Source organism: Pseudomonas antarctica, assembly GCF_001647715.1.
GTDB classification, from domain to species: domain Bacteria; phylum Pseudomonadota; class Gammaproteobacteria; order Pseudomonadales; family Pseudomonadaceae; genus Aquipseudomonas; species Aquipseudomonas antarctica_A.
This window is the reverse complement of the sequence record NZ_CP015600.1, coordinates 6,422,954-6,441,449: the sequence shown is the minus strand read 5'-3', so window position 1 is coordinate 6,441,449 and position 18,496 is coordinate 6,422,954. Positions and strand designations below refer to the sequence as shown.

General features: G+C 56.6%; 20 protein-coding genes. All 20 read left to right on the top strand.

The window, feature by feature from the left end:
* Positions 1-32: 32 nt before the first annotated feature.
* On the top strand, positions 33-167 hold the full coding sequence (rpmH, locus tag A7J50_RS31135; RefSeq protein WP_003213577.1) for a 50S ribosomal protein L34: 135 nt from the start codon (positions 33-35) through the stop codon (positions 165-167).
* A gap of 16 nt (positions 168-183) precedes the next feature.
* A complete protein-coding gene (gene rnpA / locus A7J50_RS31130) occupies positions 184-588 on the top strand; it encodes a ribonuclease P protein component (RefSeq protein WP_026013533.1) in 405 nt (134 codons plus the stop codon).
* Entirely contained in the window at positions 581-826 is a 246-nt protein-coding gene (yidD, locus tag A7J50_RS31125; RefSeq protein WP_073636650.1) for a membrane protein insertion efficiency factor YidD, read from the top strand. Before rnpA ends, yidD begins: the two co-directional genes overlap by 8 nt.
* 2 nt (positions 827-828) lie before the next feature.
* Positions 829-2,508: a membrane protein insertase YidC gene (gene yidC / locus A7J50_RS29340; RefSeq protein ID WP_064454828.1), complete on the top strand. Its 1,680-nt coding sequence runs from the start codon at positions 829-831 to the stop codon at positions 2,506-2,508.
* 79 nt (positions 2,509-2,587) lie between these two features.
* Positions 2,588-3,958, top strand: coding sequence for a tRNA uridine-5-carboxymethylaminomethyl(34) synthesis GTPase MnmE (mnmE, locus tag A7J50_RS29335; RefSeq protein ID WP_064454827.1), 1,371 nt, complete (start codon positions 2,588-2,590; stop codon positions 3,956-3,958).
* A gap of 552 nt (positions 3,959-4,510) precedes the next feature.
* Positions 4,511-6,403: a tRNA uridine-5-carboxymethylaminomethyl(34) synthesis enzyme MnmG gene (gene mnmG, locus A7J50_RS29330; protein WP_064455033.1), complete on the top strand. Its 1,893-nt coding sequence runs from the start codon at positions 4,511-4,513 to the stop codon at positions 6,401-6,403.
* Positions 6,400-7,044 carry a 16S rRNA (guanine(527)-N(7))-methyltransferase RsmG gene (rsmG, locus tag A7J50_RS29325; RefSeq protein WP_064454826.1) on the top strand — a complete coding sequence of 215 codons (645 nt, stop codon included), beginning with the start codon at positions 6,400-6,402 and terminating at the stop codon, positions 7,042-7,044. Before mnmG ends, rsmG begins: the two co-directional genes overlap by 4 nt.
* Positions 7,045-7,062: 18 nt before the next feature.
* Complete coding sequence (locus A7J50_RS29320; RefSeq protein WP_017477894.1) at positions 7,063-7,860, top strand: ParA family protein; 798 nt, start codon at positions 7,063-7,065, stop codon at positions 7,858-7,860.
* Between the two features lie 9 nt (positions 7,861-7,869).
* Complete coding sequence (locus A7J50_RS29315) at positions 7,870-8,742, top strand: ParB/RepB/Spo0J family partition protein (protein ID WP_064454825.1); 873 nt, start codon at positions 7,870-7,872, stop codon at positions 8,740-8,742.
* A gap of 148 nt (positions 8,743-8,890) precedes the next feature.
* The gene (locus A7J50_RS29310; protein WP_053258796.1) at positions 8,891-9,298 is read left to right on the top strand and encodes a F0F1 ATP synthase subunit I; all 408 of its coding nucleotides are present in this window, start codon (positions 8,891-8,893) and stop codon (positions 9,296-9,298) included.
* A 16-nt stretch (positions 9,299-9,314) separates the two neighbouring features.
* Positions 9,315-10,184, top strand: coding sequence for a F0F1 ATP synthase subunit A (atpB, locus tag A7J50_RS29305; RefSeq protein WP_053258795.1), 870 nt, complete (start codon positions 9,315-9,317; stop codon positions 10,182-10,184).
* Positions 10,185-10,317: 133 nt separating this feature from the next.
* Positions 10,318-10,575 carry a F0F1 ATP synthase subunit C gene (atpE, locus tag A7J50_RS29300; RefSeq protein WP_002555987.1) on the top strand — a complete coding sequence of 86 codons (258 nt, stop codon included), beginning with the start codon at positions 10,318-10,320 and terminating at the stop codon, positions 10,573-10,575.
* A 58-nt stretch (positions 10,576-10,633) separates the two neighbouring features.
* Complete coding sequence (locus A7J50_RS29295; RefSeq protein ID WP_016970692.1) at positions 10,634-11,104, top strand: F0F1 ATP synthase subunit B; 471 nt, start codon at positions 10,634-10,636, stop codon at positions 11,102-11,104.
* A gap of 12 nt (positions 11,105-11,116) precedes the next feature.
* Complete coding sequence (locus A7J50_RS29290; RefSeq protein ID WP_064454824.1) at positions 11,117-11,653, top strand: F0F1 ATP synthase subunit delta; 537 nt, start codon at positions 11,117-11,119, stop codon at positions 11,651-11,653.
* A gap of 21 nt (positions 11,654-11,674) precedes the next feature.
* Entirely contained in the window at positions 11,675-13,219 is a 1,545-nt protein-coding gene (gene atpA, locus A7J50_RS29285; RefSeq protein ID WP_053258793.1) for a F0F1 ATP synthase subunit alpha, read from the top strand.
* 50 nt (positions 13,220-13,269) lie between these two features.
* Entirely contained in the window at positions 13,270-14,130 is an 861-nt protein-coding gene (atpG, locus tag A7J50_RS29280) for a F0F1 ATP synthase subunit gamma (RefSeq protein ID WP_010207685.1), read from the top strand.
* 27 nt (positions 14,131-14,157) lie between these two features.
* On the top strand, positions 14,158-15,537 hold the full coding sequence (gene atpD / locus A7J50_RS29275) for a F0F1 ATP synthase subunit beta (RefSeq protein WP_064454823.1): 1,380 nt from the start codon (positions 14,158-14,160) through the stop codon (positions 15,535-15,537).
* 44 nt (positions 15,538-15,581) lie between these two features.
* A complete protein-coding gene (locus A7J50_RS29270) occupies positions 15,582-15,998 on the top strand; it encodes a F0F1 ATP synthase subunit epsilon (RefSeq protein WP_003177061.1) in 417 nt (138 codons plus the stop codon).
* A 123-nt stretch (positions 15,999-16,121) separates the two neighbouring features.
* Positions 16,122-17,489 (top strand): bifunctional UDP-N-acetylglucosamine diphosphorylase/glucosamine-1-phosphate N-acetyltransferase GlmU, encoded by a 1,368-nt coding sequence (glmU, locus tag A7J50_RS29265; protein ID WP_064454822.1) that lies wholly within the window; start codon positions 16,122-16,124, stop codon positions 17,487-17,489.
* 226 nt (positions 17,490-17,715) lie between these two features.
* The gene (locus A7J50_RS29260) at positions 17,716-18,486 is read left to right on the top strand and encodes a DeoR/GlpR family DNA-binding transcription regulator (protein ID WP_208604482.1); all 771 of its coding nucleotides are present in this window, start codon (positions 17,716-17,718) and stop codon (positions 18,484-18,486) included.
* The last annotated feature ends 10 nt before the right edge of the window (positions 18,487-18,496 follow it).

Below are 18,496 nucleotides of genomic sequence, written 5' to 3'. Positions count from 1 at the left end.
GGCCCGTTGTGGACGAACCAGGTAACAACGCCATGAAACGTACTTTCCAACCAAGCACCATCAAACGCGCCCGTACTCACGGCTTCCGTGCTCGCATGGCTACCAAGAACGGCCGTGCTGTCCTGTCGCGTCGCCGCGCCAAAGGTCGTGCGCGTCTGGCAGTTTGATAATCCGGTACTGGTGGTGAGTCAGGACTTCAGTCGGGAAAAGCGTCTGCTTACACCCCGGCACTTCAAGGCAGTCTTTGACTCCCCCACCGGCAAGGTTCCGGGGAAAAATCTCCTGCTCCTTGCGCGTAACAACGATCTGGATCACCCCCGTCTCGGGTTGGTGATTGGCAAGAAGAGCGTAAAGCTCTCCGTTGAGCGCAATCGCCTCAAGCGTCTGATGCGCGAATCGTTTCGCCTCCACCAGGACACTCTGGTTGGTTGGGATATTGTTATCGTCGCGCGCAAAGGCTTGGGGGATGTAGAAAACCCCGAATTGATTCAGCATTTCGGCAAGCTCTGGAAACGTTTGGCGCGTACTAACAAGCCAGCACCAGCAGTCAGCACCGAAACTGTAGGGGTAGACAGCACCAATGCGTAAACTGGCCCTCGTTCCGATCCAGTTTTACCGTTATGCCATTAGTCCTCTGATGGCCGACCACTGTCGTTTCTACCCCAGTTGTTCCTGCTACGCGTTAGAGGCCATAGAAAATCATGGTCTTCTGCGCGGTGGCTGGCTGGCCTTTCGTCGTTTAGGCCGCTGTCATCCGTGGAATCCCGGTGGTTTCGACCCGGTTCCACCTATCCCTACCTCCCGTTCTTCTTCGATGGCCGAGTAATCATGGATATTAAACGCACGATCCTGATCGTCGCCCTGGCAATCGTGTCCTACGTCATGGTTCTTAAGTGGAACCAGGACTACGGCCAAGCTGCCCTGCCGACTCAGAATGTTGCTACCAATCAGGCTGCGCCGGCTATTCCGGACACCCCGTTGGGTAACAATGCGTCCGCGAGTGCCGATGTTCCCAGCGCGAATGGCGAGACAAGCGCCCCTCTAGAAACGCCAGTGGTCACCAACAAAGACCTCATCCACGTGAAAACGGATGTGCTCGACCTGGCTATCGACCCACAAGGTGGTGATATCGCGCAGTTGAAACTGCCGCTGTATCCACGTCGCCAAGACCATCCAGATGTTCCGTTCCAACTGTTCGATAACGGTGGTGAACGTACTTATCTGGCACAAAGTGGCCTGACCGGCACTGACGGTCCGGATGCTCGTGCTACCGGTCGTCCGGTTTATTCGACCGAACAGAAGACTTATCAACTGGCTGATGGCCAGAACCAGCTGAATGTCGACCTGAAATTCAGTCAGGACGGCGTCAACTACATCAAGCGTTTCAGTTTCACCCGTGGTTTGTACGATTTGAAGGTCACTTACCTGATCGACAACGAAAGCGCCAAACCGTGGACGGGCAACCTGTTTGCCCAGCTCAAGCGTGACAACAGTGCCGATCCTTCTTCCAGCACCGCCACCGGCACCGCGACTTACCTGGGCGCCGCCCTGTGGACAAGTAGCGAGCCGTACAAAAAAGTGTCGATGAAAGACATCGACAAGGGCGCGCTGAAAGAAACAGTCCAAGGTGGATGGGTCGCCTGGTTGCAGCACTACTTCGTGACCGCATGGATTCCGAACAAGGGTGAAGCCAACCTGGTTCAAACCCGCAAAGACAGCCAAGGCAACTACATCATTGGTTTTACTGGCCCGGCGTTGACCGTCGCTCCAGGTGCCAAGGCCGAAACCAGCGCCACTCTGTATGCCGGCCCGAAAAGTCAGGCCGTGCTGAAAGAGTTGTCCCCAGGTCTGGAATTGACTGTGGACTACGGCATTCTGTGGTTCATTGCCCAGCCAATCTTCTGGTTGCTGCAACATATCCACAGCATCGTCGGTAACTGGGGCTTCTCGATCATCTTGCTGACCATGCTGATCAAAGGGATCTTCTTCCCTCTGTCTGCAGCCAGCTACAAGTCGATGGCGCGTATGCGTGCCGTGGCTCCGAAACTGGCCGCTCTGAAAGAGCAACATGGCGATGATCGGCAGAAAATGTCGCAGGCCATGATGGAGCTGTACAAGAAAGAGAAGATCAACCCGCTGGGTGGATGCTTGCCGATTCTGGTGCAGATGCCGGTGTTCCTGTCGCTGTACTGGGTACTCCTGGAAAGCGTGGAAATGCGCCAGGCTCCGTTCATGCTGTGGATAACTGACCTGTCGATCAAAGACCCGTTCTTTATCCTGCCGATCATCATGGGCGCAACCATGTTTATCCAGCAGCGCTTGAACCCGACTCCGCCGGACCCGATGCAAGCCAAGGTAATGAAAATGATGCCAATCATCTTCACCTTCTTCTTCCTGTGGTTCCCAGCAGGTCTGGTGCTGTACTGGGTGGTCAACAACTGCCTGTCGATCTCTCAACAGTGGTACATCACACGTAAAATTGAAGCGGCTACCAAAGCTGCGGCATAATTTACTGTGTGGATAACCACTCAAGACGCCCCCTAGTGGGGCGTTTTGCTTTCCGTCACTTTTGTTCTGGAACCTGCTGATGAGCGCTCCTCGTGAAACCATCGCCGCTGTCGCTACCGCTCAAGGTCGTGGCGGTGTGGGTATCGTTCGAATTTCCGGGCCCCTCGCCAGCGTGGCAGCCCAGGCCATCAGCGGCCGCGAGTTGAAACCCCGATACGCTCACTACGGCCCATTTCTGGATGCCGATGACACGGTACTGGATGAAGGCCTGGCCCTGTATTTTCCTGGGCCAAATTCCTTCACGGGTGAGGATGTACTGGAATTACAAGGCCACGGCGGCCCGGTTGTATTGGATATGTTGCTACAGCGCTGCCTGCAGTTAGGTTGCCGCCTGGCTCGTCCGGGAGAGTTCAGCGAGCGGGCATTTCTCAACGATAAGCTTGACCTGGCCCAGGCCGAAGCGATTGCTGACCTTATCGAGGCCAGCTCTGCACAAGCGGCGCGCAATGCGCTGCGCTCGCTGCAGGGGGCTTTTTCCATGCGTGTGCACAACCTGACCGAGCAACTGATCAGCTTGCGCATCTACGTTGAAGCAGCCATTGATTTCCCGGAGGAAGAAATCGACTTCCTCGCCGATGGCCATGTCCTGGCAATGCTCGATAAAGTTCGTGATGAGTTATCCACAGTGCTGCGTGAAGCCGGACAGGGCGCATTACTGCGTGACGGCATGACGGTAGTGATTGCCGGTCGTCCGAATGCGGGCAAGTCCAGCCTGCTGAATGCCCTGGCAGGTCGTGAAGCCGCCATCGTTACCGAAATCGCCGGCACCACCCGGGATATATTGCGTGAACATATCCACATCGATGGCATGCCGCTGCACGTGGTTGATACCGCCGGCTTACGCGATACCGATGACCAGGTGGAAAAGATCGGCGTGGAACGCGCACTCAAGGCCATCGGCGAAGCGGATCGGGTGCTGCTGGTGGTGGATGCCACGGCGCCGGAGGCCGTGGATCCTTTTGCCTTGTGGCCGGAATTCCTTGAGCAGCGACCTGACCCGGCCAAAGTGACCTTGATCCGCAACAAGGCGGATCTGACTGGCGAAGCCATCGCCATGGAAACCAGCGAAGATGGCCACGTCACCATCAGCCTGAGTGCCAAGTCGGCCGGCGACGGCCTGGAGTTGTTGCGCGATCATCTCAAGGCCTGCATGGGCTATGAGCAGACCTCGGAAAGCAGCTTCAGTGCACGCCGCAGGCACCTGGAGGCGCTGCGTCATGCCAGCGTGGCGTTGGAGTACGGTCGGGCTCAGCTGACGTTGGCGGGCGCAGGAGAGCTGCTGGCTGAGGATTTACGTCAAGCGCAGCAGCTGCTGGGCGAAATTACCGGTGCATTCAGCTCCGATGATCTTCTGGGAAGGATCTTTTCCAGCTTCTGCATCGGTAAATAACCCTTCGTTGTCCACAGACAGGCCATTCGCGCCTGTCTGTTTCGCCCGCTCCAGGGCATTTCATTCCATCTTTTGATTCACCACTGTGCCTATGGCGGCTTTTGTGTGGGCGCTATTTGGCCATGTGGGCAAATTTCTGTGGATTAAGCCCTGTGAATAACCGCCCTTGTGCCCGGTTGATAACGGGGCTTGAAACCTGAGTAAAAACCCCCTTGTGGATAACCACCTGTTTAATCCACAGGCTTAAAGCACTTATCCAAGGGCCTCATTGGCACATGACCACAGACTTTTGAATCTCTGTACACATTGTAAATAAAGGCCTTTAGAGATCTATCCACAGAAAGTAGGCTCAGTAGAAATAAACATAAAAACAAAGATCTTATAAGATTCTTCTCTTTTAATTTCTATTGTCAGTGATTCATCCACAGCTGGTTAAATTTTGTGCAAAGGGTTCTTTAGGAAGGGCTAAGTCCCTATACTTGCCGCCAAAGCTCTAAAACTCTTTCAACAATCAATTCCTGATTACCTACATAAGCAGGCACGAGGTGCGTGGTGGATTTCCCTTCCCGTTTTGAAGTGATCGTCATCGGCGGCGGTCATGCCGGTACCGAGGCAGCACTGGCCTCAGCACGCATGGGCGTCAAAACCCTGTTGCTGACGCACAACGTGGAAACCCTCGGAGCCATGAGTTGCAACCCCGCCATTGGTGGGATCGGCAAAAGTCATCTGGTCAAAGAAATCGACGCCCTTGGCGGTGTCATGGCCATGGCTACCGACAAAGGTGGTATTCAATTTCGCGTGCTCAACAGCCGCAAAGGCCCGGCCGTACGGGCTACTCGGGCACAGGCAGACCGCATCCTGTACAAGGCCGCGGTACGTGAAACCCTGGAAAACCAGCCGAACCTGTGGATATTTCAGCAAGCAGCGGATGACCTGATCGTCGAACAGGACCAAGTACGCGGTGTTGTCACCCAAATGGGCCTGCGTTTCCTCGCAGAATCGGTGGTGTTGACCACCGGTACGTTCCTTGGCGGACTTATCCACATCGGCATGCAGAATTATTCCGGTGGCCGCGCCGGTGATCCACCGTCGATTGCCTTGGCAAAACGCCTGCGCGAGTTACCACTGCGTGTTGGCCGCTTGAAAACCGGGACCCCGCCGCGTATCGACGGGCGCTCTGTGGATTTCTCGGTAATGACCGAACAAGCCGGCGATACGCCGATCCCGGTGATGTCGTTCATGGGTTCCAAAGAACAGCACCCGAAACAGGTCAGCTGCTGGATTACCCACACCAACGCCCGGACCCACGAAATCATTGCCGCGAACCTTGATCGTTCGCCGATGTATTCCGGGGTGATTGAAGGTATTGGCCCGCGTTATTGCCCATCGATCGAAGACAAGATCCACCGCTTTGCCGACAAGGAAAGCCACCAGGTCTTCATCGAACCCGAAGGCTTGACCACCCACGAGCTTTATCCGAACGGGATTTCCACTTCCTTGCCGTTCGACGTGCAAATCCAGATCGTGCAGTCGATTCGTGGCATGGAAAACGCGCACATCGTGCGCCCGGGCTACGCCATCGAGTACGACTACTTCGACCCGCGTGACCTGAAGTACAGCCTCGAAACCAAAGTCATCGGCGGCTTGTTCTTCGCCGGGCAAATCAATGGCACCACCGGTTACGAAGAAGCCGGCGCCCAAGGTTTGCTGGCCGGGACCAACGCAGCGCTGCGTGCGCAGGGCAAAGACAGCTGGTGCCCGCGTCGCGATGAGGCGTACATCGGCGTATTGGTCGACGACCTGATTACCCTGGGTACCCAGGAACCGTACCGGATGTTTACGTCCCGGGCGGAATACCGCCTGATCCTGCGCGAAGACAACGCTGACCTGCGCTTGACCGAAAAAGGTCGCGAGCTGGGTTTGGTCGATGACGCACGCTGGGCCGCTTTCTGCAAAAAACGCGAAAGCATCACGCTGGAAGAGCAGCGCCTGAAAAGTACCTGGGTTCGCCCGGGCACCGAGCAGGGCGACGCGATTGCCGAAAAATTCGGCACGCCGCTGACCCACGAATACAACTTGCTGAACCTGCTGTCCCGTCCGGAAATCGACTACGCTGGTCTGGTCGAAGTGACAGGCCACGGTGCCGAAGACCCACAAGTCGCCGAGCAAGTTGAAATCAAGACCAAGTACGCCGGGTACATCGACCGCCAGCAGGATGAGATCGCTCGACTGCGCGCCAGTGAGAACACCAAGCTGCCTGTGGATATCGATTACACCGGGATTTCCGGGTTGTCGAAAGAAATTCAAAGCAAGCTGGGGATAACTCGGCCGGAAACATTGGGTCAGGCTTCACGTATTCCCGGCGTCACCCCGGCAGCGATTTCGTTGTTGATGATTCATTTGAAAAAACGCGGCGCGGGCCGTCAGTTGGAGCAAAGCGCTTGAGTTCGTTGGTCACCTCGCAACACGCCGAAGAGTTATCCACAGGTGCACGCCAGTTGGGTGTTGACCTGACTGCAGCCCAGCACGAGTTGCTGCTGGGCTATCTGGCCCTTTTGATCAAATGGAACAAGGCTTACAACCTGACTGCGGTACGCAATCCTGACGAAATGGTTTCCCGACATTTGCTCGACAGCCTGAGCGTGATGCCGTTTATCGAAAACGGTCGCTGGCTCGATGTTGGCAGTGGCGGAGGCATGCCAGGCATTCCGCTGGCCATCCTGTTTCCGGACTCGCAAGTGACGTGCCTGGACAGCAACGGCAAGAAAACCCGCTTCCTGACTCAGGTCAAGCTCGAGCTCAAGTTGGATAACCTGCAAGTTATCCACAGCCGGGTCGAAGAATTCACGCCTGAATTGCCTTTCAATGGAATTGTTTCCCGGGCGTTCAGCAGCATGGAGAACTTCAGTAACTGGACGCGCCATTTGGGCGACCGCGACACCCGCTGGCTGGCAATGAAGGGCGTTCATCCAAGCGACGAGCTGCTAGCATTGCCGGCAGACTTCCACCTCGATAGCGAACACGCCTTGGCCGTACCCGGTTGCCAAGGCCAACGCCATCTGCTGATACTGCGCCGCACGGCATGATTGGGAACACAAGCAAGAATGGCTAAGGTATTCGCGATAGCGAACCAGAAAGGTGGCGTGGGCAAAACCACCACCTGCATCAACCTCGCAGCATCCCTGGTTGCTACCAAGCGCCGGGTGTTGTTGATCGATCTCGATCCACAGGGCAACGCCACCATGGGTAGCGGTGTGGATAAACACGGCCTGGAAAACTCGGTCTACGACTTGCTGATCGGCGAGTGCGACCTGGCCCAGGCCATGCACTACTCCGAACACGGCGGTTATCAACTGCTGCCGGCCAACCGTGATTTGACGGCGGCGGAAGTGGTGCTGCTGGAAATGCAGATGAAAGAAAGCCGTCTGCGCAGCGCCTTGGCGCCGATCCGCGAGAACTACGATTACATTTTGATCGACTGCCCACCGTCGCTGTCGATGCTGACGTTGAACGCATTGGTTGCAGCCGACGGGGTGATTATCCCCATGCAGTGCGAGTACTTCGCGCTCGAAGGGTTGAGTGACCTTGTGGATAACATCAAGCGTATCGCTGAACTGCTCAACCCGAACCTGCAAATCGAAGGCCTGCTGCGCACGATGTATGACCCGCGTCTGAGCCTGATGAACGATGTGTCGGCGCAGCTCAAGGAACACTTTGGCGATCAGCTTTACGACACCGTGATCCCACGTAACATCCGTTTGGCCGAAGCGCCGAGCTATGGCATGCCCGCGCTGGCGTACGACAAATCATCGCGTGGTGCCATTGCCTACCTGGCATTGGCCGGCGAGATGGTTCGCCGTCAACGCCGCAACTCACGCACCGCTGCTGCCCAGCCAACTTAAGGAATCCCCATGGCCGTCAAGAAACGAGGTCTCGGACGTGGACTGGATGCACTGCTGAGTGGTCCGACTGTCACTTCGCTTGAAGAACAAGCGGTGCAGGCCGAAGAGCGCGAGCTGCAACACCTGCCGCTGGACCTGATCCAGCGCGGTAAATACCAGCCACGCCGGGATATGGACCCCCAGGCGCTGGAAGAACTGGCCAATTCGATCAAGGCCCAGGGCGTGATGCAGCCGATCGTGGTACGCCCGATCGGTGGTGGCCGCTTCGAAATCATTGCCGGTGAACGCCGCTGGCGTGCCAGCCAGCAGGCCGGTAAGGAAACCATCCCGGCGATGGTGCGCGATGTGCCAGACGAAACCGCCATTGCCATGGCGTTGATCGAAAACATCCAGCGTGAAGACCTCAACCCGATCGAAGAAGCGATCGCGTTGCAGCGCTTGCAGCAGGAATTTCAGCTGACCCAACAACAAGTGGCCGATGCGGTGGGTAAATCCCGCGTGACTGTGTCCAACTTGTTGCGTTTGATCGCACTGCCGGAAGTTATCAAGACCATGTTGTCCCACGGCGACCTGGAAATGGGTCATGCACGTGCTTTGCTCGGTTTGCCGGAAAATCAACAGGTTGAAGGGGCGCGACACGTTGTCGCACGGGGGCTCACCGTTCGTCAGACCGAGGCCCTGGTTCGCCAGTGGCTGAGCGGCAAACCTGCACCGGTCGAAACGGCCAAACCTGATCCGGATATCGCGCGTCTCGAGCAGCGCCTGGCCGAGCGCCTAGGCTCTGCGGTGCAAATTCGTCATGGCAAGAAAGGCAAAGGGCAATTGGTGATCGGATATAACTCACTCGATGAGCTTCAGGGCGTCCTTGCCCACATCCGCTGAAACATTTGCTTATGTAGCGCGCGATCGGAAAACACTACCCGACAGTTGAATAGGGGCAGAACCGCCCCTATACTCTGCGCGCATTTTGTCGGCACAAATTATGCCAAGTTATTGATTTCCGGCAGCCGACCATTGAGGAGCAAGAGTGATGGAAACCCGCACGCCAAACACGTTGCCGTTCCATCGCTTGGCCGTTTTCCCGGTTTTATTGGCTCAATTTGTCGTTTTGCTGATCGCCGCATTGGCGCTTTGGTATTGGCATGGAGTCGTAGCCGGGTATTCAGGACTCTGCGGAGGCCTGATAGCCTTGCTGCCCAATATGTATTTTGCTCACAGGGCCTTTCGGTTTTCCGGCGCCCGAGCAGCCCAGTCCATCGTCCGGTCTTTTTATGCTGGCGAGGCAGGGAAATTGATTTTGACGGCAGTGCTGTTTGCACTGACCTTTGCAGGTGTGAAGCCATTGGCGCCGCTGGCTGTATTCGGCGTCTTCGTGTTGACCCAACTGGTCAGCTGGTTCGCTCCCCTGCTAATGAAAACAAGACTTTCGAAACCTTAGGGCGTTTGAGGCAACCATGGCAGAAACAACCGCTTCGGGCTATATCCAGCACCACTTGCAGAACCTGACCTTCGGTCAGCTTCCCAACGGCGGCTGGGGCTTCGCCCACACCGCAGCAGAAGCCAAAGAAATGGGCTTCTGGGCATTCCACCTGGATACTCTGGGTTGGTCTGTCGCATTGGGTCTGATCTTCGTCCTGATTTTCCGCATGGCGGCAAAGAAGGCGACTTCCGGTCAGCCAGGTGCTTTACAGAACTTCGTTGAAGTATTGGTCGAATTCGTCGATGGCAGCGTGAAAGACAGCTTCCATGGCCGTAGCCCGGTGATTGCACCGCTGGCACTGACCATCTTCGTCTGGGTGTTCCTGATGAACGCCGTCGACCTGATTCCGGTCGACTGGATTCCTCAGCTGGCCATCCTGATCACCGGCGATCACCACATTCCATTCCGTGCGGTTTCCACCACGGACCCTAACGCCACCCTGGGCATGGCCCTGTCGGTGTTTGCGTTGATCATTTTCTACAGCATCAAGGTCAAGGGCATCGGCGGCTTCATCGGCGAACTGACCCTGCACCCGTTCGGCAGCAAGAACATCTTCGTTCAAGCCCTGCTGATCCCGGTGAACTTCCTGCTGGAGTTCGTGACCCTGGTCGCCAAGCCGATTTCCCTGGCCCTGCGACTGTTCGGCAACATGTACGCCGGCGAGCTGGTATTCATTCTGATCGCTGTGATGTTCGGCAGTGGTCTGCTCTGGCTTAGCGGCCTGGGCATCGTTCTGCAGTGGGCGTGGGCTGTGTTCCACATCCTGATCATCACCCTGCAGGCCTTCATCTTCATGATGCTGACCATCGTCTACCTGTCGATGGCGCACGAAGAGAACCATTAAGACCAGTCTCGACTAGTCTGATGTCCTTCCCGGTAACACGGGAAGGTGGCCCACCAGGGCTATGAAACGATTTGTTTTACCGCTTTAAAATCTAAAAAACCTAAACCATACGACGTAAAAGTCGGGAGGAAAGATGGAAACTGTAGTTGGTCTAACCGCTATCGCTGTTGCACTGTTGATCGGCCTGGGCGCCCTGGGTACTGCCATTGGTTTCGGCCTGCTGGGCGGCAAATTCCTGGAAGGCGCAGCGCGTCAGCCAGAAATGGTCCCAATGCTGCAAGTTAAAATGTTCATCGTCGCCGGCCTGCTCGACGCCGTGACCATGATCGGTGTTGGTATCGCTCTGTTCTTCACCTTCGCGAACCCTTTCGTTGGTCAACTCGCTGGCTAATCACTCGAATTTTTCGAGTTGATTGGGGTGATGGACAACGAATGAGCGAGGTGTTGGCGTGAACATTAATGCAACCCTGATTGGCCAATCCGTTGCGTTCTTCATTTTTGTAGTGTTTTGCATGAAGTTCGTGTGGCCTCCGGTCATCGCGGCTTTGCACGAACGTCAGAAGAAGATCGCGGATGGTTTGGACGCTGCCACCCGTGCAGCTCGCGACCTGGAGTTGGCCCAAGAGAAAGCGGGTCATCAACTGCGCGAAGCTAAAGCACAGGCAGCTGAAATCATTGAGCAAGCCAAGAAACGCGGTAACCAGATCGTCGAAGAGGCTGTTGATAAAGCCCGCGTCGAAGCTGACCGTGTGAAGGCTTCGGCTCATGCCGAGATCGAACAGGAACTGAACGGCGTCAAAGACGCGCTGCGTGCCCAACTGGGTGCTCTGGCGGTCGGCGGTGCTGAGAAGATCCTCGGTGCCACAATCGATCAAAACGCGCACGCGGAGCTGGTTAACAAACTGGCTGCTGAAATTTAAGCGAGGGCGATCATGGCAGAACTGACCACGTTGGCCCGACCTTATGCTAAGGCAGCCTTCGAGCACGCCCAGGCCCACCAGCAGCTGGCCTCTTGGTCAGCCATGCTCGGCCTGGCTGCAGCAGTGTCGCAAGACGACACCATGCAGCGCGTGCTCAAGGCCCCGCGCCTGACGAGCGCAGACAAGGCCGCCACTTTTATTGAAGTGTGCGGCGACAAGTTTGATGTGAAAGTGCAGAACTTCATCCACGTCGTTGCCGAAAACGACCGTCTCCCGCTTTTGCCGGAGATTGCCGCTCTGTTCGACCTGTACAAGGCCGAAGAAGAGAAATCGGTAGACGTTGAAGTGACCAGTGCTTTCGCATTGAACCAAGAACAGCAAGACAAACTCGCCAAGGTTCTCAGTGCACGACTCAATCGGGAAGTGCGCCTGCAAGCTACGGAGGACGCATCCCTGATTGGTGGTGTCGTTATCCGCGCCGGCGACCTGGTTATCGATGGCTCGATTCGCGGCAAAATCGCGAAACTTGCCGAAGCATTGAAATCTTGAGTTTGAAGGGGCAGCAGAGCAATGCAGCAACTCAATCCTTCCGAAATAAGTGAAATTATCAAGGGCCGCATCGACAAGCTCGATGTGACCTCCCAAGCCCGTAACGAAGGCACTGTCGTCAGCGTATCTGACGGCATCGTGCGGATTCACGGTCTGGCCGACGTAATGTACGGCGAGATGATCGAGTTTCCGGGCGGCGTCTACGGTATGGCCCTCAACCTGGAGCAAGACTCCGTAGGTGCCGTTGTATTGGGCGCGTACACCAGTCTGGCTGAAGGCATGAGCGCCAAGTGCACCGGCCGCATCCTGGAGGTTCCGGTTGGTAAGGAACTGCTGGGTCGCGTAGTCGACGCACTGGGTAACCCTGTTGACGGTAAAGGTCCACTGGGCAACACCGAGACCGATGCGGTCGAGAAAGTTGCTCCAGGCGTGATCTGGCGTAAGTCGGTAGACCAGCCTGTACAGACTGGCTACAAGGCTGTCGATGCCATGATCCCAGTCGGCCGTGGCCAGCGTGAGCTGATCATCGGTGACCGTCAGATCGGTAAAACCGCTCTGGCGATCGACGCGATCATCAACCAGAAGAACAGCGGCATTTTCTGCGTCTACGTAGCTATTGGTCAGAAGCAATCGACCATCGCCAACGTGGTTCGCAAGCTGGAAGAAAACGGCGCCCTGGCCAACACGATCATCGTGGCTGCCAGTGCTTCGGAATCTCCTGCGCTGCAATTCCTGGCACCGTACTCCGGTTGCACCATGGGTGAATTCTTCCGCGACCGCGGTGAAGACGCGCTGATCGTTTATGACGATCTGTCCAAGCAAGCAGTGGCTTACCGCCAGATTTCCCTGCTGCTGCGCCGTCCACCAGGCCGTGAAGCTTACCCAGGCGACGTGTTCTATCTCCACTCCCGTCTGCTGGAGCGTGCATCCCGCGTTTCGGAAGAATACGTAGAGAAGTTCACCAACGGCGCAGTGACCGGCAAAACCGGTTCCCTGACCGCACTGCCGATCATCGAAACCCAGGCTGGCGACGTTTCCGCGTTCGTTCCGACCAACGTGATTTCCATCACCGACGGTCAGATCTTCCTGGAATCGGCCATGTTCAACTCCGGGATCCGTCCTGCTGTGAACGCCGGTGTTTCGGTATCCCGTGTGGGTGGTGCCGCTCAGACCAAGATCATCAAGAAGCTCTCCGGTGGTATCCGTACCGCTCTGGCTCAGTACCGTGAACTGGCGGCATTCGCCCAGTTCGCTTCTGACCTGGACGAAGCGACCCGTAAGCAACTTGAGCATGGTCAGCGCGTTACCGAGCTGATGAAGCAGAAGCAATACGCCCCAATGTCGATCGCTGACATGGCGTTGTCGCTGTATGCCGCTGAGCGTGGGTTCCTGACCGACGTTGAAATCACCAAGATCGGCAGCTTCGAACAAGCGCTGATTGCTTACTTCAACCGCGATCACGCCGAATTGATGGCGAAGATCAACGTGAAGGGTGACTTCAATGACGATATCGACGCTGGCATGAAAGCCGGTATCGAGAAGTTCAAGGCCACCCAAACCTGGTAAGCCGCAGCGGGAGCCGCAAGGCTCCCGCTTGCTAACCTGATAGGTGTTACATGGCAGGCGCAAAAGAGATTCGCAGTAAGATTGCGAGCATCAAAAGCACGCAAAAAATTACCAGCGCCATGGAAAAAGTGGCGGTCAGCAAAATGCGCAAGGCACAAATGCGCATGGCTGCTAGCCGTCCTTATGCGGAGCGTATCCGCCAGGTAATTGGGCATCTGGCCAACGCCAACCCGGAATACCGCCACCCGTTCATGATCGACCGCGAAGTTAAGCGTGTGGGTTATGTGGTAGTGAGCAGTGACCGTGGTTTGTGCGGTGGTTTGAATACCAACCTGTTCAAGGCCCTGGTCAAGGACATGGCGGTAAACCGCGAAAAGGGCGTCGAGATCGATCTGTGTGTTGTTGGTAGCAAGGGTGCGGCCTTTTTCCGCAACTTCGGCGGTAACGTCGTTGCAGCTATCAGCCACCTGGGTGAAGAGCCGTCGATCAATGATTTGATCGGCAGTGTGAAGGTGATGCTGGATGCGTACCTGGAAGGCCGGATTGACCGCCTGTCCGTGGTATCCAACAAGTTCATCAACACCATGACCCAGCAGCCAACCGTGGAGCAATTGATTCCACTGGTGGCGACTCCGGATCAGGAACTCAAGCACCACTGGGACTACCTCTACGAACCAGACGCCAAAGAGCTGCTTGACGGCTTGATGGTGCGCTACGTGGAGTCGCAGGTGTACCAGGCGGTGGTCGAGAACAACGCAGCTGAACAAGCGGCGCGGATGATCGCGATGAAAAACGCTACCGATAACGCCGGTGATCTGATCAGCGATTTGCAGCTGATCTACAACAAGGCGCGTCAGGCTGCGATCACCCAAGAGATCTCGGAAATCGTCGGCGGCGCTGCCGCGGTTTAACGGTTCAAATATTCAGAGGATCCAGCTATGAGTAGCGGACGTATCGTTCAAATCATCGGCGCCGTTATCGACGTGGAATTTCCACGCGACAGCGTACCGAGCATCTACAACGCTTTGAAAGTACAAAGCGATGCAGGCACCACTCTGGAAGTTCAGCAGCAGCTGGGCGACGGCGTGGTTCGTACCATTGCAATGGGTTCCACCGAAGGCTTGAAGCGCGGTCTGGATGTTCTGGACACTGGCGCTGCCATCTCCGTACCGGTCGGTAAAGCGACCCTGGGCCGGATCATGGACGTACTGGGCAACCCGATTGACGAAGCTGGCCCGATCGACACCGAAGAGCGCTGGGGCATTCACCGTCCGGCACCTTCGTTCGCCGAGCAAGCGGGCGGCAACGATCTGCTGGAAACCGGCATCAAGGTTATCGACCTGGTTTGCCCGTTCGCCAAAGGCGGTAAAGTCGGTCTGTTCGGTGGTGCCGGTGTAGGCAAGACCGTAAACATGATGGAACTGATCCGTAACATCGCCATCGAGCACAGCGGTTATTCCGTGTTCGCCGGTGTGGGTGAGCGTACTCGTGAGGGTAACGACTTCTACCACGAGATGAAGGACTCCAACGTTCTGGACAAAGTGGCACTGGTTTACGGTCAGATGAACGAGCCGCCGGGTAACCGTCTGCGCGTAGCACTGACTGGCCTGACCATGGCCGAGAAGTTCCGTGACGAAGGTAACGACGTTCTGCTGTTCGTCGACAACATCTACCGTTACACCCTGGCCGGTACTGAAGTATCCGCACTGCTGGGCCGTATGCCTTCGGCAGTAGGTTACCAGCCGACCCTGGCTGAAGAGATGGGCGTTCTGCAAGAACGTATCACTTCGACCAAAGAAGGTTCGATCACCTCGATCCAAGCGGTATACGTACCTGCGGATGACTTGACCGACCCGTCGCCAGCGACCACCTTCGCCCACTTGGACGCCACCGTCGTTCTGTCCCGTGACATCGCTTCCCTGGGTATCTACCCAGCGGTCGATCCACTTGACTCGACTTCGCGCCAGCTGGATCCGAACGTGATCGGCCAGGAGCACTACGACACCGCTCGCGGCGTTCAGTACGTGCTGCAGCGTTACAAAGAACTGAAGGACATCATCGCGATCCTGGGTATGGACGAGCTGTCGGAAGCCGACAAGCAGTTGGTAAACCGTGCTCGTAAGATCCAGCGTTTCTTGTCGCAGCCGTTCTTCGTGGCTGAAGTCTTCACCGGTGCATCGGGTAAATACGTTTCCCTGAAAGACACCATTGCTGGCTTCAAAGGCATCCTCAACGGTGACTACGACCACCTGCCAGAACAAGCGTTCTACATGGTCGGCGGCATCGAAGAAGCGATCGAGAAAGCCAAGAAACTGTAATCCCGGCGCCCGGAAACGGGCGCTCATCAGGTTGAGGCAATCAGATGGCTATGACAGTCCATTGCGATATCGTCAGCGCGGAAGGGGAAATCTTCTCCGGTCTGGTAGAAATGGTGATTGCACACGGCGAACTCGGTGACCTGGGTATTGCCATGGGCCACGCGCCATTGATCACCAGCTTGAAGCCAGGTCCGATCACTCTGACCAAGCAAGGCGGGGAAAAGGAGGTGTTTTACATCTCCGGTGGTTTCCTCGAGGTTCAGCCGAACATGGTCAAGGTACTTGCCGACACCGTGCAACGTGCTGGCGACCTGGATGAAGCCTCCGCTCAGGAAGCCGTCAAGGCTGCCGAGAAGGCCCTGAACGAAAAGGGCGCGGACTTCGACTACAGCGCTGCTGCTGTACGTCTGGCCGAAGCTGCAGCTCAGCTGCGCACGCTCCAGCAGATCCGCAAGAAGTAAGCGGCCCAGCCGCCATGCTTCAAGCGCGATTGATTAAAAAGGGTAGCCTCGGCTACCCTTTTTCTTTTTTAGCAAAACACTTCTCTGGTCTGAAGCCGGACCGCCCAGGATTGGTAGCCATTCATGTCTCTTGAAATTGTCATCCTCGCCGCAGGCCAGGGCACCCGCATGCGTTCAGCCCTGCCCAAGGTGCTGCACCCCGTAGCGGGCAACTCCATGCTTGGCCATGTTATCCACAGCGCCCGGCAACTGGACCCGCAGCGGATTCACGTGGTGATTGGCCACGGTGCCGATGTGGTGCGTGAACGCCTGGCTGCGGATGACCTGAATTTCGTATTGCAGGACAAACAACTCGGTACCGGCCACGCCACCGCGCAAGCCGTGCCGTTCATCAGTGCCGATACTGTGCTGATTCTTTATGGCGACGTGCCGCTGATCGAAGTGGAAACCCTGCAACGCCTGCTCAAGCACGTAGTCCCTGGCCAGATGGGCCTGCTCACCGTCGAGCTGGAGGACCCTACCGGCTATGGCCGCATCGTGCGCGATGCCGACGGCAAGGTTGCGGCCATCGTTGAACACAAAGATGCCACTGAAGCCCAGCGTGCTATTACCGAAGGCAATACCGGCATTCTCGCCGTCCCTGCCAACAAGCTTGCTGACTGGATGAGCCGTCTGTCCAACAACAACGTCCAGGGCGAGTATTACCTCACCGACGTCATCGAAATGGCCGTGAGCGATGGCCTGCTGGTTGCCACCGAGCAGCCCCACGACCCTATGGAAGTGCAGGGCGCCAACGACCGCAAGCAGCTTGCAGAACTGGAGCGCCACTACCAATTGCGCGAAGGCCGCCGCTTGATGGCGCAAGGTGTGACCTTGCGCGACCCGGCGCGTTTTGATGTTCGCGGTGAGGTTACTGTCGGCCGCGACGTGCTGATTGATATCAACGTGATCCTCGAAGGCCGCGTGATCATTGAAGACGACGTGGTGATTGGCCCGAACTGCGTGATCAAGGACAGCACCTTGCGCAAGGGCGTGGTGGTCAAAGCCAACAGCCATATTGAAGGTGCTGTGATGGGCGAGGGCAGCGATGCCGGTCCATTTGCGCGGTTGCGTCCGGGCAGCGTGCTCGGCGCCAGGGCACATGTAGGTAATTTCGTCGAACTGAAAAATGCGCGTATGGGCGACGATGCCAAGGCCGGCCACCTGGCCTATCTGGGTGATGCGGTCATCGGTGCTCGCAGCAACATCGGCGCAGGTGCAATCACCTGCAACTACGATGGCGCCAACAAGTATCAGACGACGATTGGTGAGGATGTATTCATTGGCTCGAATAACTCGCTGATTGCACCCGTCACCATCGGCGATGGATCCAACACTGCTGCGGGCTCCACCATCAATCAGGATGTGGATAAGTCTCAACTGGCAGTAGCCCGAGCCCGCCAGCGCAACATCGACGGTTGGAAACGCCCGGTCAAAATCAAAAAGACCTGAGTTATCCACAGAGTCGAAATCAGCACAGTTCAAATGTGGGAGCGGGCTTGCTCGCGAAAGCGTCGGGTCAGGCACTGAAAAGTTGACTGACACACCGCATTCGCGAGCAAGCCCGCTCCCACATTTTGCTCAGTGTTGTATCAAAAAGACTTTTCGATCTGCTTGACGATTTCCTGCCAATAGGTTTTGATTGCCTTCGTTATCTTTCGAAACGAAACTTAAGATCATCATGTCGAAACGAAATACACCCCAACGACGCCACAACATTCTGACGATGCTCAATGAACAGGGCGAAGTCAGCGTGGACGAATTGGCCAAACGTTTCGAAACCTCAGAAGTGACCATCCGCAAGGACCTGGCCGCTCTGGAGAGCAACGGCCTGTTGCTGCGCCGTTACGGTGGCGCGATCACCATGCCCCAGGAACTGGTGGGCGATGCCGCCCAGCCCATTTCGGCCTACAAGCGCGCCATCGCCCGTGCAGCCGTCATGCGTCTACGTGAACACGCGCGCATCATCATCGACAGCGGCAGCACCACCGCCGCCATGATCCCTGAGCTGGGCCACCAGCCGGGTCTGGTCGTAATGACCAACTCCCTGCACGTGGCCAGCGCCTTGAGCGAACTGGAACACGAGCCGGTGCTGTTGATGACGGGCGGCACCTGGGACCCGCATTCGGATTCGTTCCAGGGCCAGGTCGCCGAGCAAGTGCTGCGTTCCTACGACTTTGATCAATTATTCATCGGCGCTGACGGCATCGATTTGGAGCGCGGTACTACCACCTTCAACGAATTGTTGGGCCTGAGCCGTGTGATGGCCGAGGTCGCGCGTGAAGTGGTGGTGATGGTCGAATCCGACAAGATTGGCCGCAAGATTCCCAACCTGGAACTGCCCTGGAGCAGCGTCCATACCCTTATCACCGATGATCGCCTGCCGCTTGAGGCCCGCGACCAGATTCAAGCCCGCGGCATTACGCTGATATGCGCGGCAATCATCTAGGAGACATACC

Excerpts from the sequence above, each read along its gene's own strand:
- atpB (WP_053258795.1), top strand. The coding sequence starts at position 9,315 with ATGGCAGAAACAACCGCTTCGGGCTATATCCAGCACCACTTGCAGAAC.
- yidD (WP_073636650.1), top strand. The coding sequence starts at position 581 with ATGCGTAAACTGGCCCTCGTTCCGATCCAGTTTTACCGTTATGCCATT.
- A7J50_RS29290 (WP_064454824.1), top strand. The coding sequence starts at position 11,117 with ATGGCAGAACTGACCACGTTGGCCCGACCTTATGCTAAGGCAGCCTTC.
- A7J50_RS29315 (WP_064454825.1), top strand. The coding sequence starts at position 7,870 with ATGGCCGTCAAGAAACGAGGTCTCGGACGTGGACTGGATGCACTGCTG.
- atpE (WP_002555987.1), top strand. The coding sequence starts at position 10,318 with ATGGAAACTGTAGTTGGTCTAACCGCTATCGCTGTTGCACTGTTGATC.
- atpA (WP_053258793.1), top strand. The coding sequence starts at position 11,675 with ATGCAGCAACTCAATCCTTCCGAAATAAGTGAAATTATCAAGGGCCGC.
- atpG (WP_010207685.1), top strand. The coding sequence starts at position 13,270 with ATGGCAGGCGCAAAAGAGATTCGCAGTAAGATTGCGAGCATCAAAAGC.
- mnmE (WP_064454827.1), top strand. The coding sequence starts at position 2,588 with ATGAGCGCTCCTCGTGAAACCATCGCCGCTGTCGCTACCGCTCAAGGT.
- yidC (WP_064454828.1), top strand. The coding sequence starts at position 829 with ATGGATATTAAACGCACGATCCTGATCGTCGCCCTGGCAATCGTGTCC.
- A7J50_RS29310 (WP_053258796.1), top strand. The coding sequence starts at position 8,891 with ATGGAAACCCGCACGCCAAACACGTTGCCGTTCCATCGCTTGGCCGTT.
- A7J50_RS29270 (WP_003177061.1), top strand. The coding sequence starts at position 15,582 with ATGGCTATGACAGTCCATTGCGATATCGTCAGCGCGGAAGGGGAAATC.
- A7J50_RS29320 (WP_017477894.1), top strand. The coding sequence starts at position 7,063 with ATGGCTAAGGTATTCGCGATAGCGAACCAGAAAGGTGGCGTGGGCAAA.
- glmU (WP_064454822.1), top strand. The coding sequence starts at position 16,122 with ATGTCTCTTGAAATTGTCATCCTCGCCGCAGGCCAGGGCACCCGCATG.
- atpD (WP_064454823.1), top strand. The coding sequence starts at position 14,158 with ATGAGTAGCGGACGTATCGTTCAAATCATCGGCGCCGTTATCGACGTG.
- rpmH (WP_003213577.1), top strand. The coding sequence starts at position 33 with ATGAAACGTACTTTCCAACCAAGCACCATCAAACGCGCCCGTACTCAC.